The following is a 14609-nucleotide window of genomic DNA, read 5'->3' on the forward strand; positions in this document are numbered from 1 at the left end:
ATGAATAAGCGTGATAAGGCAATTTTAAACGATCTAATTCGTTTCCGTGTTATGAGTCGAGATCAGATTATTACGTTACACTTTTCACATTTAAAAAATTCCGTGTCAAACTGTAATTTAGTTTTGAAACGCCTTCAAGATCGAAACTATATCCGTCCCTATAAATCTTTTCAGCCCTATGTCTACGCGCCATATGACTCAAAAATAAAAGACAACAGCCAAAAAATTTTCCACTTTCTATCCATTGTTGATACCTATATAGAATTAACAAAATACGATACCCCATCTAATGTGTTAATCGAACCAAAATTTGGGCAAAAAGGAACAATTGAATGTGATATGTTTTGTTTATTCCGTAACACCCCATTCATGATCGAAATTCAGCGCAATCAGTACAGTGACAAAGTTATGCACTCTAAAATAGAGCGATATGAACAGTTTTATTTATCCGACATTTGGCAACAATTCCACTGGCAACGACCAAATAAAAAAATATTCCCTATTGTGCTTATGATTACCGATACGCATTATCAGATCACAAGCGAATATATAAAAGTAGTTCAAGTACCAGATATCCATAGTTTAATAAACATGTTTTCTCCTATCGAAAAAAAACCTATATCTTCACAATCATCCAAAGGTGGTATCAAAATTAAAATCAAATAACATAACAAAAGAGCTAGATTTCTAGCTCTTTTTCTGTGAAACTTACATACTCCAAAAATCATTAATATCAACCTTTGAATCATGCTTTCTGATAGCCTTAATTAATTTCCTCATCACTTGTGGACTAGGAATATAGTCTTTTTCATTACACGCCCTAGAAACTGTATTGCGACTTACTCCACTAACACTTATTAGATCCTTTTGCTCCAAACCGCGTTCGAAAAGCCATCTTGCCAACTTTGTTTTTTTCTTCGGTTTTCCCCACATTGTTTATGTACATCCCTTTCACTATGCCTTTACCCGTAATTATGGACAAAATCCCAAAGTGCTATACGTGATCACAATAATTTGTGCATATGTCATAAACTTTGTGCATATGTATTAATATGACCATAAAAATTGCGACCTTTTTGTAATTTTTTTGTGGAATGTATCATACATAACAATAGTAATAGTTTGCCACTATACATCATCCTATTAGCAAACCATTGCTATGAATATTCGAAAAAATATCAAAAAAAGAGCACCTATATAGGTGCTTATTTCTTTTTCTCTTTGTATCTCGTATTCCCTAATACTTTTGGTTTATTTAACGTAATTGGTTTTTTATCTTTATTAATAAGCTCTGAAAGAGCATCCAGGTTTTCTGTGAATTTTTTGACTGTTAGCTTATAACTAAATGCATCGGGAACTCTTTTTATATTTGAAATTTCTGTAACGCCAATATCTAGCGAATAACGTTTAAGCTTTGGAAGGGTACTAATATCTTTTTTGACCATATCTTTGACTTTAAAGTACGGTACGTGAAATAAAAAGAAAGTATTTGTTTCCTCATGCTTAATCTCAACAGCATATAAGGAATAATAATGTTCTTTTCCCTCGCCACACTTAGAACATTCTTTTACTTCTCTATACATTTTTTCTAACATAAAATGTACTGGTTGTTTTCCGATCTGCATTTTATGCTCATTGCATAATTCACGATGGAAAGGCGGTATAAATGCTTTTAATTGCGCATATTTGCTTTGGGCCAACAAACTAAAAGCTTTATGTTTCAAATCATATAAATATTGACGTTGTTTTATACACTCTTGTCGCTTTGGTTGTTTCATTTTTCCTTTTAAAAGCCATGTGCAATGCTCAATGTGGAATGATACCCATTGTGTCCAGTATGCTAAACGACAAGTATAAAATAATTCTTGATCTATGCCATGCCACGTTCTTTGTAGCGTCTTATATTCTTCACTGTATTGTTTTTTCAATGAATCTTGTATTACCTTTTGTTCTGTAGACACTCTGATCCCATCCTTCCTAGTTAGAAGTATACATCTAAGGATAACATAACAACAAATCTATACTTCTTATGAAGCTTTTTACATCTTGCTCCATACCCGATAGCTCAAATTTATGAATTATGGGTACTTTGTACATGTTTGCAATTATATCCGCACTCTTCGCAAAGCTTTGGCCCCAATTACGGTTCCCACTTGCAGCCACGGCCAATAGCCTATTATGGTTCCTTTTTAAGAAACCCAATGTTCTTTCTGGAACTTGCCCAAATCCCGTTGTATACGTAACGAAAATAAAATCATCTTCTATTTTCATATTTTCCTTTATTTTGATTGCTTTCATTCCTAATTTAGAAATAAAACGTTCTACATTTCCTGTTTGCGAATCATAACAAACCAAGATGTTTTTCATGATGCACTCTCCTTTTTTTAAAAGAAAGCATGAAATTTATTGAATTATATTCTTTATTTGTTATAACATTAAAGAAGGAATTTAGTGTACCAGACTAAATTCCTTTAGTTAAAAATCATTTGCCAACAGAATACCTATTGTAAATTCACTCTATACCTTTGTATAGGGTGTTTTTACTGTGCCTTTAACATAAAATTCAAGATTGTATACCCCATTTTCCTCATAGTGCAACCGTGTTTTTTAGCCAAAATTTCTAATGTGCGGCGCTCTCCAGCTGGTATTTCAATACTTACAATTTCATATACACTTTGATCATATTCGTGTACTGGAATATCATCCATATAAGCATACTCTAAACCTTCACGGATCAATTCTGCAGCAATGATATTTATCTCTTCTTCATATAAATTCAATTCTTCCAATTGGTCATACTGTGTTTCACTCAAAGGTATCATAAATTTTGTACCTTTATTCTTACGAGATTTAACCCCTAAAGATTTTACCTTAACCGTTTCATCCAACATAACATTTAACATTTTAATTACCCCTTTCGTTTTCAACAATTTTTTTGGTTAAAATTCCTCTAAATTCGTTTCTATAACTTTCACTTCTTTTCCGTGTTCTTCACTTAAAATTTGTTTTATCTCCGAATTATTGTCTTTCCTTAACTGAAACCCTTCTTCTGGCCAAGCCAGGAGCCATGACTTTTTATATTCTTCTCCACCCAATACATACCGCACATCGAAAACGTACAACCTGTTCACCCCATTATGAAGTTATTAAGCTGATATTCTCACCGTACTTACAGCGGCCAAGCAAGCCGCAACGCCTAGACGTTCATCGCTATAATCTTTATCACCAATTTTTATATGCCAATGACCATCCACCTTATTGATCGTTGCATTATGTTCCTCACCTAATTTTTCTAGAATATTTGTAGACTCATTAAGAGCGCCAAACTGGTCCACTGGCATATTTTCAAACGGTTGATTTCTAACCCCCCAGTATTGGCCTACTCTTTCCAATCCAAAAAATTCTATCGCTATGACATGATCAAGCTTTTCAGTTACGTGTAAATCTTGATAAGGAACCCACCAATCAGAAGTGCTCATTGCAACAAATTCCTTTGTTACACCGTGATAAAGAATACAACAAATACTGATCCCTTCCTTATCGTCTTGTTTAACAACGAAATCGAACTGTCTTAATGCATTTCCATTTTTATCAGTTGCTCCAATTTCAATTTCTCCCTGTTTTAACATTTCAATATGGTTCATTATTAAATGCCCCCTTCAATTAATTCACTAAACTTACCGAAATCAAAGCACTTAATAAAACTAATCCAACAAAATTTAATGTGTTTTTAATTTTTACAGTCACTTCTTTACACCCTTTCTTTTATGATTTAAATTTTTTTGCTTCCCTTTTTCTTCATCAATTTGTTTTTTTGTATAAATCACAACTTCCTCTATACAGTGATAGCATAATCTTCCTAAACAAAAGCCTTCTGTCGCTTCTTTTCCACAAGCTACACATATATAATCTTCCATTTGCATTCTTCCTCTCGTTGTAGGTTTAAAGAATATCAATAGAAAAGATGTACATGAAAATCATTATTGAAATAGCTATAAAAAAAGTTCCATAAAACCATATTTGATCAGAAATACTTTCTTCAATACCAAACCACTCATTTATATTTTTGTAATTTTCAGAAATGAGAGAGTAAAATTTTTTGAGGGATTTCGATTCACGATGAGGATATGTTAAAATAGACTCATCGTTGGTAATTTTTAAAAGATTGTTTGACACCACAAACCATCCTTTCTGAATTATCACAAGTTATAGAAAGAGTCCTGGCTCCGTTTCCCGACATTGACAGGGCTTTTTCTTTTGCGATTTTATTTTTCGAATTTTTCTAGGGTTAATTCCCTAAAAAATTCCGAAAATGGTTTTTTACTATCTTCTATACGTTTCCAATGTTCTTCTGAAAGTGTAACTGAAACCTTTCTGGTTATACCCAGAGTAGGACGACCAGCACCCTCCCTTTTCCCTCCATGCTTTTTCATTTGTTCCCCTTCCTGGTAGTAATTTGATTTAGGTTACTTTTATTATAATGAATTAAGTTACTTTAATCAAGAGGTTTTTAGAATTTTTTTACTTTTTTATTTAACTACAATTTTAACTTGTGCCCCATCTGGTAAATGATCCACTTTGTTTCCTATAAACGATCCAGCCCCTCTATTATCCGCAGGCTTGATATACTTAATATCCGCACCCGATCCACCTTCTTTACACATTGCCATCGGATATTCATCACGATCATATCCCTTTTTAGTTGGTACACCCGCTAATGATTGTTTTCTTCTATCCCCGGCCCCTTTTCGGTCTATCGTACAAATATCAGTCTTTCCTTTTTCAATTGCTTCTTTAATATGAGCGCCCGTTTCTGGATATTTAGAAGACGGAAATTCTATGACTTGCGCCACTTTTTCAGATCCGTTTACTTGCTTTACACTTGTTTTATCATTAATCATTGAACATCCAGTAAGTAGCATACTAGCAACCGCAAAACCACCTATAACGGCCCTAATTTTCATTATCCATCACTCCTTTTCTGTAAAAAAGTTAACTGGATCAACTGGTGCTGGTAAAACAACCTTTTTCCCATTAATGATTGAGATTGTTTTGTTCAACCTTTTTTTATACAATACAACCTGTTTTTAATCTTCCTAATTCTTCAAACCAAATTTTATCGTTAGTTTCTAATGCTAGAAGTTGAAGATTATGAATTGCATCATTGTCTAATTGAAACTTAGCTGGAGATATGTTGTCTTTTGAGTAAACCTTACTGTTTCTGTAACCAAATTTAACTTTTATAGATGTTTCAGTATGGTTTTTAAAAACGATAAAACCGACTTGATTTTCAGCTAAAACCCATTCGCCAACGTTCATAATTCCCCCTCCATTTTTATAAAAAATTCAAATTTGATTAAACTAAATATTTTCATTTCGTTTACTTTTATTAGTTGAATACTGTTTATAAATCCCTAAAACAAGAAATAATGCCAATATAAAAATGGGTAATATAAAATAAAATTCTGTTGGAATCCAATCCATCTTTGGAACTGTTATCAATGGTTTCATAACTACCTCCATTATCTTGTTTTAATAGCGTTTTAGTTTTCTATAAAATTCAAATTTGATTAAAACCAATTTAAACCTTTCATTTCTTTAAGAATCAACTAATTTAATTCACTAAAAACAAAATCATATAATACATCAGCAATACTTTCTGCATCGTAATCACTAACACACTTGGATAAAGCTTTAATTAACATCGGCCTTTCATCTTTAAAATTGATCTTGTAATCCACAAGAAAGCTCCAATTAAATGAAGGGATAGCAATTAAACAGCTATGTTTCATATCATGTTCGCAAAAATACACCGTTGGTGAATCATAGTTTTTTAAGGCTTCAAACTCCGCAAATTTCACCTATATCGCCCCCTTTCTATTTATCCCTTAATCCTTTTATGAACGTGTCTTATTGAAACGCCCGCTAAAAGGATTAAAGCAAGTGTAATGCCAAAACCAGCCATTACAAACGTTTCAACATCTGGATTTATTACACCCACCCTTAAAACCTCCCATTCCCCATTTAGAAAGATAAGAGTCTATTTAGAACCTCCCACTGCAATTGGCCCACCAATTGATTTAGATATTTCTTTAAAAAGATCTGGATCGAATACATACCACGTTACTAGTACACCAAACAAAAAAACTCCAATTAGATATAACAAAACGCTCATACCTTTAGATTCTGTTTGATTTCCTCCCATTAAATCCACCCCTTCTTAGAGCGTGAAATCTTCCATTGTCTTTCTAATCTCATCAGCTTCAATTCCAATGTAACGCAACGTTTGCCCTTGCGTTGTATGACCAAATAACTTCATCAAATAGTACACATCTTTTTTCCTCTGGTAGTAATGGTAGCCAAAGCTCTTCCTCATTGAGTGTGTGCCCCAATGATCTTTATCAATTCCACAAGCTAGGGCCGCTTTTCTTAGAATTGTATCAGCCATTTGCCTTGTAATTGGCTTATCTCCTTCACGACTAGGGAACAGCCAATCTGAATCGGCCATTTGCTTTGTATACTTTTCAATTTCACGCTGTAAGACTGCATTGAAATACACATCAACGGTATTTTCTGTTTTCTCCATTTTAATTTTTGCTACATCTTTCCCTCTAACATCTTTTACTCGCAAGCGTAATATGTCACTGATCCTTAATCCTGTATTGATACCAAAATAAAAAATAAAGTAATTCCGATAAGACGAGTTGCGCAATAACCATTCTTTCATTTCATCAATTTTTTCAAGTGAACGAATCGGCTCTTTTGCTCCTGGCTTACGTCCTCCTTTCGTCATAAAAAATGACCTCCTAATCTCTGTTGTTAGTTATATTATGTAAAACTTAATTACATTATAACTGTAATTTGTAAAATTAACAATGATTCCCTATCACTTTTTTTCATAAAAAAACCAGCTGTTACATGCATAAAACGCATTATAAAGCTGGTTTACACCAATTTGCTATTTTCATACTTTTGTAAAACTCATGAACATATCTACTTTCTTTTTATTCTTTCAACGCTTATTATTGATTTTTCTTGTAATGGAAAAATCACCTCTTGTTCGTTTTTGATAGCTGGTGTGACAATATCCCTACCCTCAAATTTCTTCATAAATTCTAAATATCCAATAAAGCTAATTGCAGGATTATCTTTTGTTGCTACTGCTGTAATTATGGTATGAGAATACGATGGATAGAACCAAGATAAACCATTAAAGTTTTCAGCTAATGTCCATGACACATAATGATTATCATAATCTACTTTATTAAGGTCTTTATGAACTCTTATTATCTTTCCTGTATACAGTAGACCTTTTGCATGCTCACTTATTTCTTTATCTTCGCTGTTCGCCCATTTACGAAAATCCTGTATTACTTGCTTCCAAATTCTATCTGTTATGTCTAAATTACTTCTACGACTTCCTTCTTTTGTATGGTTTACCCAATCTAAAAATAATTTTTCTAGCTTCATTTTTAACTCCTTATTTTTTAAAGCGGCCATTGGTTTTTATTAGTTCACTAATTACACTTTTGTAAAAATTGCCTGGTGTAACTTTAGTTATATTTTTTGTGTTTTTCTTTTATGAATAACTTTAATTCATCTTTCAAATCCATTTCAACAATAAATTGATTATACAAATCAATTAAATTTGATACTTCCATTGATTGCTCTAATATTCGGCTGCTATCTTCATTAATTGTTTCAATATGGCTATCACGCCACTGTATTTCTTCCTCTAATTCCTTTATTTTCAATTCTAACTCTTGTACTTTATCCATGCCCCTTTACTCCCCTATAATCATAAATACTTTTAAATTTCATTCGGGATCTGTATAAGCTACAGCTTTACTTCTTTCATCCGTCCACTTACTACTTATCTTTTTTCTTTTACAAGTATTACGGGCATCTACTCCTAGTATTTTTTCAGTTTTTTGTAAATTTTGTGGTCTTGGGCCCTTACCTTCTTTTTCATGATGTAACCACCCTAAAAAGTATATTTTGTCAGCTTCTTCAACATCCCTTCTATAGCTAGCCACCTCATGCGGTTGCGGTCGATTATTTGTATTTACAGTTACAGGGATTCTTTGATTAAATTCTTCAAAGAAATACTTGGATTTAAAAGTATTATCTGGATCATACTTCAAACCTAATACTTTACATAATTCACTGAACTTTCCCCCTAAATGAGTATTAATGTTAAATCCCGGCTTTACATCTAATTCAAAATAAAAATTTTTAATTTTGGCCCCAAACATTAATTTATAGGGTGACTCATCTATAAAAAAGAAAACATCAAAAGTTACTTTATTAAAAGTAAAATCAAATTTATAACGCTTTATCCCTTGCGCTTTCATAGCTTGATATAATTTTACAATACCGTCTAATTTCACTGTATTCCCTCCAATTATAACCTTTTATTCCATCTTACCATTTTATAGTAAATATTAAATTCTTAAAAAAGTAAAAAACCTTACTATTAATAGCAAGGTTTCTCCTAATGGGGTAATGACATTTATTATACAAGCGCTATTTACCAGCCTGTACCGTGTTCAGACATATAAATAACTGGCTCTTTCGGAAGTGGTTTTGCTTGTTGTGAATCATTAGATACATTAATACCAAATGATAGAATTACAGCCGCTACAAAACTTAATAAGCCGAGCTTTTTCATTTTAAAGCCTCCCGTTCTTGTAATTTTTTCTCTGCTTGATGAGCTATGTGATAATACTTTCCGGCTTTTTCTAAGCCATTATCTTCAACAAATTTAATCGCTAACTGTTGAGAGTAGTCTTTCACATACCCAATTAACCCTTCTTTTTCAAAAACGGAAATTCCTTCTTGTATTACTGTTTCTAATGTTTCAGTTGATGAACCATTATTCATAGCTTCTAAAATTTTAAAGTGATATTCATATTCTTCATTATTTAAGCTCTTACAAACATTAATACCATCTAAAATTAATGTTGATGCAATTTCTTTTTGACCTAATTTAAAATATTCTCTAGCTAATAAGAAGTTTGCTTTTAAAAGCGGAAGGTCTGTAAGACTGCATTTTTCATGATCAATTACCTCTGATAAATAGCGTATTGCAAGTTCAGACATATCTTGATCAGCATATAACATGCCTAAATTTTGGCGTGTTTTTAAAATCAAATTCTCATGCTCTGTATTTTCTAAAACATTTAAGGATAAAAGGAAATGTTCCTCTGCCTTTTCATACTGCCTTAATGTATTACAAATCAACCCTGTAATATTTTCACATCCTGCAACATTAATTTCATATCCTTTGTGTTTTAAAAATATTTCTTTAGCATACAAAATATAATCCAGGGCCTTTAATGGCTGGCGCGTCTGCCAGTAAAAAATTGATCGTTTATATTGAAATTCTGCTTTTTCAATTTCATCTGGAACATATTTTAAAAACTCTTCTGCTTTTTGATATGCTTCATTTGCAACATTGTACTTTCCAATTTCTACAGCATGTAACGCCTTAAAGAAATAATAATAATATGTTAAAAAGTTATCTTTAGGTTTTTCAATCTCTTCTAACGCCTTTAGACTATCTTCCATACTTCCCGTATTGTTAATCAAAATATTGTAACGGTAATTAAGAAGTGCATAATATACAAGTATATTTTGATCTTCTTCTATACTGTGAATTTTACTATCTATACTTTCTTTTAATTGTTGGGCTGTCCCGATATTTCGTATGCGAATTTCTTCGTACCATTCGTTCAATAGGCTTGTAATTTTTTCTTTAGTAATTACTTGAACACCCATAGCATTCACTTCCCCTTTTTCGTGTAAATTAATACCATAATATCAAAAAATACAGCTAAGCACATTAAATATTCAGAAGATTGAATATTTCTCAATAAAATATACATCTAATTGTTTTCTTTGAAATAAGTCTAATAACAAACTAAAAGGACATTTTTACTAAATAAATCGTAATTACATATAAATTCATTTTGTACCTACTTTTTAGGGCACGATTGCCTTTTTGAAACGATCCATCTATTACCGATTTTCTTCGCTTTAACCTCACCAGAAGCACATAAGTTTTTTAATGTTCCAGGTGACATGTTCCACTGTTCAGCCGCTTCTTCTACACCCATAACCTCATCTAGCGGATTTCTATCCTCATCAATATAATTAATCACCAATTGACGTAATGTTTCAGCTGGCGCACTTGTTTTTTTAGTGAATTGCTCCCAGACATCGTCTGGAAGCCTAAATTTTCGCTGCATTAAAAACCTCTCCTTTCAATTTCACAATGATATTGCAACGCTAGACTATCGGCATATTTTAAAGCCTGGTGGCGTTCTTTCCCTACAAACATTTTGTAATGTTCATTAAATCCATTTACCTTTTCATCTTCTATATAATTTTTATCGACCATTGGCCGCCTTTCCAATTGAACATGGAACTTTACAAGATTTTTATCATATCTATTTCTGACTAACGTTACAACGCTTTTAAATTCAGTATTTGCGACAGTTTGCGCATGTTCATGTATTTTCATTTGATACTCTTTTAATTTTTCTATAATTTCCTCTAGCCTATTTATATCCCTTCCGGCCCGATCACTGTAACCTTTTAATCTCTCCATATCATAAATGTGTTTGAATTTATCACAATTAGCATTTATATACATTTGGGCATCTCCTTTTTTTAGAAAACTAAGAGGGAAAATCCCTCTTAGGCTTCTAGTTTCGGCTTTCCTTTTTTGATGCGTTTCACTTCGTGCATGGTACGAATTTCATCTAGTGAAAATTCTTTATTATGGTATTTTTTATACTCTCCCTCATACCAGTACCAAGCCCTTTTTTTAGATGCCCATTTGAAACCAAGTTCTTTTAATTCTTTCTTTAACGAGTAAGTATTACCTGTAACCCAAACCCAAGTCCCGATGATTTCAATTTCAAGATCATATTTGATAAGTTCGTCAATGATGTTTTGATACGCTCCACTTGTTTCTGTTTTCGTATTCAATTTTTCAAAGAGCTTATCATATTCGTTCTTTAGTTCAATGAAATCTTCATGTTTCCCGCCTAAGTCTGGATGATGTTTTTTAGCTAATTTTTTATATTGTTTCTTTAGATCCTCTAAGGTAGTGACACTTTGAAAGTATTTCATGGCCAACAACTCCTTTTGGTTTTTGAATGCGCTAGCGCATTTCTTAATTTTATAATATCATGCGCTAGCGCATAAAACAAGTATTATTTTACATTTATTCATTTTATTTACATTTAATTTCAAAAAATAATAAGGACTAGATCTTATCTAGTCCTTATCACAATTAATTATTTAAATAATATCGGCCCTCCAATGCTCTTTATAAGCCCTAAAATGTCAATATTAGTATGATAGATACCAAAGATTATACTAAGCACCATAAACCGAATTAAACTTTTTATCTTTTTCATTAAAAAAGAGACAACCGCCCCTACAATAAATACAACTAATAGGACTGTCATAATTGTTCCCATGCTTTCCTCCCAAATTGATAATAAAATCCTTTCTTATCTAAAATTAATTTAAGGCCCTTACCAGACAAAATAACGTTTAAATACAAATTTGATACCTAATGTATTAGTGAAGTTTAAAAGGCGTTTTATAAACAAATCTGAGAAGTCATTTTCTGTGGAATGGTGGAAGTTTATTATGATGATAGTCGTAGACAAATTGTTTTGTCATAAACATAATGCCAATCCCATTTATAACAATGGAGATTAGGATAAATATTACTTGTAGATCAATCCTGTCAGTTAAAACAGTTCGAAGAACATACATACCAATGAGACTAATAGCTACAATTCCAAAGCCGTATATATCATATTTTCCGTTCTCTAGCTTTTCCTGTTCAATATTAAATGTTTTATAACACAAATAAGCAACAATTCCCGTTGTTATCCAAATAAGTACGCTTATCATTACATGATCCACCTCCTTTCCTTTATAACCAGCGTACTTATTGGATTTTATATTGTTAAAAAAATTAACTTATATATCCATCTTCTTTCATAGGTTGTTGAATTTTCGTTTCATCTACTACCCATCTATTTTTCTGTTCATCATATATTAAAGAAATGTCTAACGGTATTTGTGTAATACTTGAAACACCATTAACGGTTATTTTCTGCCAAACACGGGCGAATATATTCGCATGTGTTGCATCTACTGGTGTATAGTACAATAACGATCTATCAATATCCGAAACTATAGTTTTATCTGGTTCTGTTTTTTCTATTGGCTGATTTATGTCTGTTCCCGATGGAACTAACATTTTCAAAGCTTTTTCTGTAGTGAAAGGTTTAATTTTAGTCCATGCTCTTTCTCCTTTAGCTGTATCATAAGCAAAAAAAGCTTTTAAAAAATCTTCTGTATCTTTCTTTACCTCTGTTTCGGTATTTCGTTCTTTCCCTTTTAATTCCTGGTTTAATTTTTCGTTTTCCTTTTGTGCTACATTTAATTTTTTCTTTGTATCCTCATATTTTTTTTGATAATTATTTACTTTTGAAGTTTGAGAGCTTGCATACGTTCCTACTCCTAAAAATAACAATATGAGAATAGCTACAATCCCCTTATTCATATTACTCCCCCTTTATTTTACCCTTCTAATACCAGAGAAATGCTCCACCCAATACGGCTTACTTAGATCTGCATAATGTAAATGTGTTCCACCTGCGTTAAACATCTTGTTATTACCAATGTAAATTCCGATGTGTGAAATACCCGGTTTATATGTTCCTTGGAAGAAAACTAGATCGCCGGGCGCTGGCTTATCTACTGGTACGGTTTGATTATACATATCCTCCGCTGTTCCGCTAATTCTAATCCCTAGTTTGTTGTAACTCCATTCAACTAATCCCGAACAATCAAAATATGGCGGCGCCCGTCCTCCAAACACATATGGATAACCATCATAAGGTGACACTAGAGCCATAATTTCATTAAATTTAACATTGGCTGGGCCATCCCCTGTTCCATCTCCTGGGCCAGCTCCACCACCGCCAGCATTAACAACATAATGCTTTAACACTTTTTCTACATAGCTAAAGTCCCCATAACAATATGGACTCCTAAAGCCGCACTGAGTGCGTCCCCCGTTATGCTCCAGGGCAAATTGTTTTGCTAATTCAAGTGTATACGCTCCACCATTCCTTTGAATAAAATTGATAAATCCTGGCCCGAAATTGTATGTTTGAAGTGCTAATTTAATTTTTTCTATATCAGCCGGCCCAGAAACACCAGCTAATTCTAATGAATGTTTTAACTCCTGTATACCGCACCATATTGAATAGTCGGGATCTGTTATACCATTTTGTATTTTAGGATAACGAGTGTTAAAAGCTCCCTCTGCACTCTGCATTACGTCTATCAAAGTCCCGCCGCTCTCCTGTTCAATTAGGGCCAAAGCCAAAGGAACGAAAGGTTCCATCCCAAAACTTTGCGCGTGTTTTCTTACAAGAGGTTCCCATTTTAAGACTTCTGGCGATACAGTCGCCGTTCCTATCCCACCTATTCCGCCTACTCCACCTGGAGTTGTTGGTTTTTCATCATCTAACATTAAAACAGTAACCAAACCAACTCCAGCTACAGTAATCATTAATGCCGCTAAACTAATCAAAATTACGATCAGTTTTATTTTCCATCCCTTTTTCTTTTTTTGCTTTTTTTGAACATGCTTTACTATTTCCTGCTCAACCATTATTTGTGATTGACTAGATTGCAACTTTTCTTCCCCTCCTTTTACTTAGAAAGAAAGCCCTCATTACTTAGAGGGCTTATGTTACATTCTCTATATCTTCATCTTCATTCATTGACGCTAAGTGTCGAGATCCACGCGCTGGATTGTTATACACTTGCTGGCGTTGACCTGGTCGCACTTGTTCTTCTTGTTCCACACGTTCTTCTGTTCGTTCTATATTAGATGCATTCTCTATGTCAGTTTGATTATTTTGTGCTTCATTTTCATTTGATGATTTATTTGTTTCTTTTTCTTTTACCGCTTCTGTCGATTCAATCCAATCTTGAACAATTTCTTGAATTTGTTCTTCTGGATTTGTTATGAAATCTTTTAACGGATTAGAAACATATTTTTCGTTTTTAATTACTTTTTCTTGTTTTTCTTTTATTTCAGAGGAATCAATATTTTTTGTTGGGATCTGTTCCGTTGGAACATTATTTTCTATCGGCGCTGTTTTTGTTTCTTTGGTAGGTGCTACAACTGGTGTAACTAATACATTTTGACCTGGCACTTCATTATGAATTGGTGCAGCTGGTGTTACCGGTGTTATTGTTGGCCCAGCGGCTACTTCTTGATTTGGCACTTCATTATGAATTGGTGCAGCCGGTGTTACTGGTGTTGTTGTTGGCCCAGCGGCTACTTCTTGATTTGGCACTTCATTATGAATTGGTGCAGCTGGTGTTACCGGTGTTGTCGTTGGCCCAGCAGCTACTTCTTGATTTGGCACTTCATTATGAATTGGTGCAGCTGGTGTTACCGGTGTTGTTGTTGGCCCAGCGGCTACTTCTTGATTTGGCACTTCATTATGAATTGGTGCAGCCGGTGTTACTGGTGTTGTTGTTGGCCCAGCGGCTAC

The 14609-nt window shown here is 33.3% G+C and carries 29 protein-coding genes; 1 reads left to right on the plus strand and 28 read right to left on the minus strand.

The genetic code is table 11. The annotated features are described in order from the left end of the window. On the plus strand, positions 1–666 hold the full coding sequence (locus MR115_RS28340; protein WP_088048167.1) for a replication-relaxation family protein: 666 nt from the start codon (positions 1–3) through the stop codon (positions 664–666). A 42-nt stretch (positions 667–708) separates the two neighbouring features. On the opposite strand, the gene MR115_RS28345 is transcribed toward MR115_RS28340, so the two are convergent. From MR115_RS28345 to MR115_RS28480, 28 genes are all read right to left on the minus strand, one after another. Continuing rightward, the gene (locus MR115_RS28345; protein WP_242243620.1) at positions 709–933 is read right to left on the minus strand and encodes a helix-turn-helix domain-containing protein; all 225 of its coding nucleotides are present in this window, start codon (positions 931–933) and stop codon (positions 709–711) included. 272 nt (positions 934–1205) lie between these two features. Beyond that, positions 1206–1961: a hypothetical protein gene (locus MR115_RS28350; protein WP_242243621.1), complete on the minus strand. Its 756-nt coding sequence runs from the start codon at positions 1959–1961 to the stop codon at positions 1206–1208. 34 nt (positions 1962–1995) lie between these two features. Continuing rightward, on the minus strand, positions 1996–2358 hold the full coding sequence (gene nrdI / locus MR115_RS28355; protein WP_097877697.1) for a class Ib ribonucleoside-diphosphate reductase assembly flavoprotein NrdI: 363 nt from the start codon (positions 2356–2358) through the stop codon (positions 1996–1998). Positions 2359–2540: 182 nt separating this feature from the next. Next, a complete protein-coding gene (locus MR115_RS28360) occupies positions 2541–2903 on the minus strand; it encodes a hypothetical protein (protein ID WP_242243622.1) in 363 nt (120 codons plus the stop codon). A 36-nt stretch (positions 2904–2939) separates the two neighbouring features. Beyond that, entirely contained in the window at positions 2940–3122 is a 183-nt protein-coding gene (locus MR115_RS28365; protein WP_242243624.1) for a hypothetical protein, read from the minus strand. 24 nt (positions 3123–3146) lie between these two features. Continuing rightward, a complete protein-coding gene (locus MR115_RS28370; protein ID WP_242243626.1) occupies positions 3147–3644 on the minus strand; it encodes a hypothetical protein in 498 nt (165 codons plus the stop codon). A 99-nt stretch (positions 3645–3743) separates the two neighbouring features. Then, positions 3744–3917, minus strand: coding sequence for a hypothetical protein (locus MR115_RS28375; RefSeq protein WP_242243627.1), 174 nt, complete (start codon positions 3915–3917; stop codon positions 3744–3746). A gap of 25 nt (positions 3918–3942) precedes the next feature. Continuing rightward, entirely contained in the window at positions 3943–4176 is a 234-nt protein-coding gene (locus MR115_RS30120; protein ID WP_242243629.1) for a DUF3961 domain-containing protein, read from the minus strand. An 89-nt stretch (positions 4177–4265) separates the two neighbouring features. Continuing rightward, positions 4266–4433: a CopG family transcriptional regulator gene (locus tag MR115_RS28385; RefSeq protein WP_088048174.1), complete on the minus strand. Its 168-nt coding sequence runs from the start codon at positions 4431–4433 to the stop codon at positions 4266–4268. 96 nt (positions 4434–4529) lie between these two features. Then, on the minus strand, positions 4530–4922 hold the full coding sequence (locus MR115_RS28390; protein WP_374101181.1) for a NucA/NucB deoxyribonuclease domain-containing protein: 393 nt from the start codon (positions 4920–4922) through the stop codon (positions 4530–4532). Between the two features lie 145 nt (positions 4923–5067). Then, positions 5068–5319, minus strand: coding sequence for a hypothetical protein (locus tag MR115_RS28395; protein WP_242243630.1), 252 nt, complete (start codon positions 5317–5319; stop codon positions 5068–5070). A 42-nt stretch (positions 5320–5361) separates the two neighbouring features. Then, entirely contained in the window at positions 5362–5511 is a 150-nt protein-coding gene (locus MR115_RS28400) for a hypothetical protein (protein ID WP_242243631.1), read from the minus strand. 98 nt (positions 5512–5609) lie between these two features. Next, on the minus strand, positions 5610–5861 hold the full coding sequence (locus MR115_RS28405; RefSeq protein WP_199664529.1) for a YueH family protein: 252 nt from the start codon (positions 5859–5861) through the stop codon (positions 5610–5612). A 179-nt stretch (positions 5862–6040) separates the two neighbouring features. Continuing rightward, the gene (locus tag MR115_RS28410; protein ID WP_242243632.1) at positions 6041–6205 is read right to left on the minus strand and encodes a hypothetical protein; all 165 of its coding nucleotides are present in this window, start codon (positions 6203–6205) and stop codon (positions 6041–6043) included. Between the two features lie 15 nt (positions 6206–6220). After that, complete coding sequence (locus MR115_RS28415) at positions 6221–6793, minus strand: tyrosine-type recombinase/integrase (protein WP_242243633.1); 573 nt, start codon at positions 6791–6793, stop codon at positions 6221–6223. A 200-nt stretch (positions 6794–6993) separates the two neighbouring features. Beyond that, the gene (locus tag MR115_RS28420; protein WP_242243635.1) at positions 6994–7470 is read right to left on the minus strand and encodes a hypothetical protein; all 477 of its coding nucleotides are present in this window, start codon (positions 7468–7470) and stop codon (positions 6994–6996) included. A gap of 83 nt (positions 7471–7553) precedes the next feature. Then, positions 7554–7778: a hypothetical protein gene (locus tag MR115_RS28425; RefSeq protein ID WP_098709636.1), complete on the minus strand. Its 225-nt coding sequence runs from the start codon at positions 7776–7778 to the stop codon at positions 7554–7556. A gap of 39 nt (positions 7779–7817) precedes the next feature. Next, on the minus strand, positions 7818–8390 hold the full coding sequence (locus tag MR115_RS28430; protein WP_242243637.1) for a DUF6037 family protein: 573 nt from the start codon (positions 8388–8390) through the stop codon (positions 7818–7820). Positions 8391–8530: 140 nt separating this feature from the next. Beyond that, positions 8531–8671, minus strand: coding sequence for a hypothetical protein (locus tag MR115_RS28435; RefSeq protein ID WP_170952301.1), 141 nt, complete (start codon positions 8669–8671; stop codon positions 8531–8533). Next, the gene (locus MR115_RS28440) at positions 8668–9780 is read right to left on the minus strand and encodes a response regulator aspartate phosphatase (protein WP_097877642.1); all 1113 of its coding nucleotides are present in this window, start codon (positions 9778–9780) and stop codon (positions 8668–8670) included. Before MR115_RS28440 ends, MR115_RS28435 begins: the two co-directional genes overlap by 4 nt. 197 nt (positions 9781–9977) lie before the next feature. Next, positions 9978–10250 (minus strand): helix-turn-helix domain-containing protein, encoded by a 273-nt coding sequence (locus MR115_RS28445; protein ID WP_097877640.1) that lies wholly within the window; start codon positions 10248–10250, stop codon positions 9978–9980. Further along, positions 10250–10657 (minus strand): hypothetical protein, encoded by a 408-nt coding sequence (locus MR115_RS28450; RefSeq protein WP_097877639.1) that lies wholly within the window; start codon positions 10655–10657, stop codon positions 10250–10252. Before MR115_RS28450 ends, MR115_RS28445 begins: the two co-directional genes overlap by 1 nt. A gap of 44 nt (positions 10658–10701) precedes the next feature. After that, positions 10702–11139, minus strand: a complete 438-nt coding sequence (locus MR115_RS28455; protein ID WP_097877637.1) for a molecular chaperone DnaJ — start codon at positions 11137–11139, stop codon at positions 10702–10704. A gap of 167 nt (positions 11140–11306) precedes the next feature. Then, positions 11307–11492: a hypothetical protein gene (locus MR115_RS28460; protein WP_097877636.1), complete on the minus strand. Its 186-nt coding sequence runs from the start codon at positions 11490–11492 to the stop codon at positions 11307–11309. A 145-nt stretch (positions 11493–11637) separates the two neighbouring features. Continuing rightward, positions 11638–11937, minus strand: coding sequence for a hypothetical protein (locus MR115_RS28465; RefSeq protein ID WP_097877634.1), 300 nt, complete (start codon positions 11935–11937; stop codon positions 11638–11640). A 64-nt stretch (positions 11938–12001) separates the two neighbouring features. Next, positions 12002–12595: a hypothetical protein gene (locus MR115_RS28470; protein WP_097877632.1), complete on the minus strand. Its 594-nt coding sequence runs from the start codon at positions 12593–12595 to the stop codon at positions 12002–12004. Between the two features lie 12 nt (positions 12596–12607). Next, positions 12608–13738: a bifunctional lytic transglycosylase/C40 family peptidase gene (locus MR115_RS28475; protein WP_375337829.1), complete on the minus strand. Its 1131-nt coding sequence runs from the start codon at positions 13736–13738 to the stop codon at positions 12608–12610. A 52-nt stretch (positions 13739–13790) separates the two neighbouring features. Continuing rightward, a partial coding sequence (locus MR115_RS28480) for a hypothetical protein (RefSeq protein ID WP_242243639.1) occupies positions 13791–14609 on the minus strand: 819 nt, incomplete at its 5' end.

Origin of the sequence: Bacillus cereus group sp. BfR-BA-01309 (assembly GCF_022664315.1) — a bacterium.
Lineage (GTDB): Bacteria > Bacillota > Bacilli > Bacillales > Bacillaceae_G > Bacillus_A > Bacillus_A mobilis.

Bases quoted from the DNA above. Each gene is read 5' to 3' on its own strand.
- MR115_RS28400 (WP_242243631.1), bottom strand. From the start codon at position 5,511: ATGAAACCATTGATAACAGTTCCAAAGATGGATTGGATTCCAACAGAA.
- MR115_RS28420 (WP_242243635.1), bottom strand. From the start codon at position 7,470: ATGAAGCTAGAAAAATTATTTTTAGATTGGGTAAACCATACAAAAGAA.
- MR115_RS28370 (WP_242243626.1), bottom strand. From the start codon at position 3,644: ATGAACCATATTGAAATGTTAAAACAGGGAGAAATTGAAATTGGAGCA.
- MR115_RS28440 (WP_097877642.1), bottom strand. From the start codon at position 9,780: ATGGGTGTTCAAGTAATTACTAAAGAAAAAATTACAAGCCTATTGAAC.
- MR115_RS28450 (WP_097877639.1), bottom strand. From the start codon at position 10,657: ATGTATATAAATGCTAATTGTGATAAATTCAAACACATTTATGATATG.
- MR115_RS28465 (WP_097877634.1), bottom strand. From the start codon at position 11,937: ATGATAAGCGTACTTATTTGGATAACAACGGGAATTGTTGCTTATTTG.
- MR115_RS28385 (WP_088048174.1), bottom strand. From the start codon at position 4,433: ATGAAAAAGCATGGAGGGAAAAGGGAGGGTGCTGGTCGTCCTACTCTG.
- MR115_RS28395 (WP_242243630.1), bottom strand. From the start codon at position 5,319: ATGAACGTTGGCGAATGGGTTTTAGCTGAAAATCAAGTCGGTTTTATC.
- MR115_RS28410 (WP_242243632.1), bottom strand. From the start codon at position 6,205: ATGGGAGGAAATCAAACAGAATCTAAAGGTATGAGCGTTTTGTTATAT.
- MR115_RS28375 (WP_242243627.1), bottom strand. From the start codon at position 3,917: ATGGAAGATTATATATGTGTAGCTTGTGGAAAAGAAGCGACAGAAGGC.
- MR115_RS28390 (WP_374101181.1), bottom strand. From the start codon at position 4,922: ATGCTACTTACTGGATGTTCAATGATTAATGATAAAACAAGTGTAAAG.
- MR115_RS28460 (WP_097877636.1), bottom strand. From the start codon at position 11,492: ATGGGAACAATTATGACAGTCCTATTAGTTGTATTTATTGTAGGGGCG.
- MR115_RS28435 (WP_170952301.1), bottom strand. From the start codon at position 8,671: ATGAAAAAGCTCGGCTTATTAAGTTTTGTAGCGGCTGTAATTCTATCA.
- MR115_RS28360 (WP_242243622.1), bottom strand. From the start codon at position 2,903: ATGTTAAATGTTATGTTGGATGAAACGGTTAAGGTAAAATCTTTAGGG.
- MR115_RS28445 (WP_097877640.1), bottom strand. From the start codon at position 10,250: ATGCAGCGAAAATTTAGGCTTCCAGACGATGTCTGGGAGCAATTCACT.
- MR115_RS28345 (WP_242243620.1), bottom strand. From the start codon at position 933: ATGTGGGGAAAACCGAAGAAAAAAACAAAGTTGGCAAGATGGCTTTTC.
- MR115_RS28455 (WP_097877637.1), bottom strand. From the start codon at position 11,139: ATGAAATACTTTCAAAGTGTCACTACCTTAGAGGATCTAAAGAAACAA.
- MR115_RS28470 (WP_097877632.1), bottom strand. From the start codon at position 12,595: ATGAATAAGGGGATTGTAGCTATTCTCATATTGTTATTTTTAGGAGTA.
- MR115_RS28415 (WP_242243633.1), bottom strand. From the start codon at position 6,793: ATGACGAAAGGAGGACGTAAGCCAGGAGCAAAAGAGCCGATTCGTTCA.
- MR115_RS28340 (WP_088048167.1), top strand. From the start codon at position 1: ATGAATAAGCGTGATAAGGCAATTTTAAACGATCTAATTCGTTTCCGT.
- MR115_RS28425 (WP_098709636.1), bottom strand. From the start codon at position 7,778: ATGGATAAAGTACAAGAGTTAGAATTGAAAATAAAGGAATTAGAGGAA.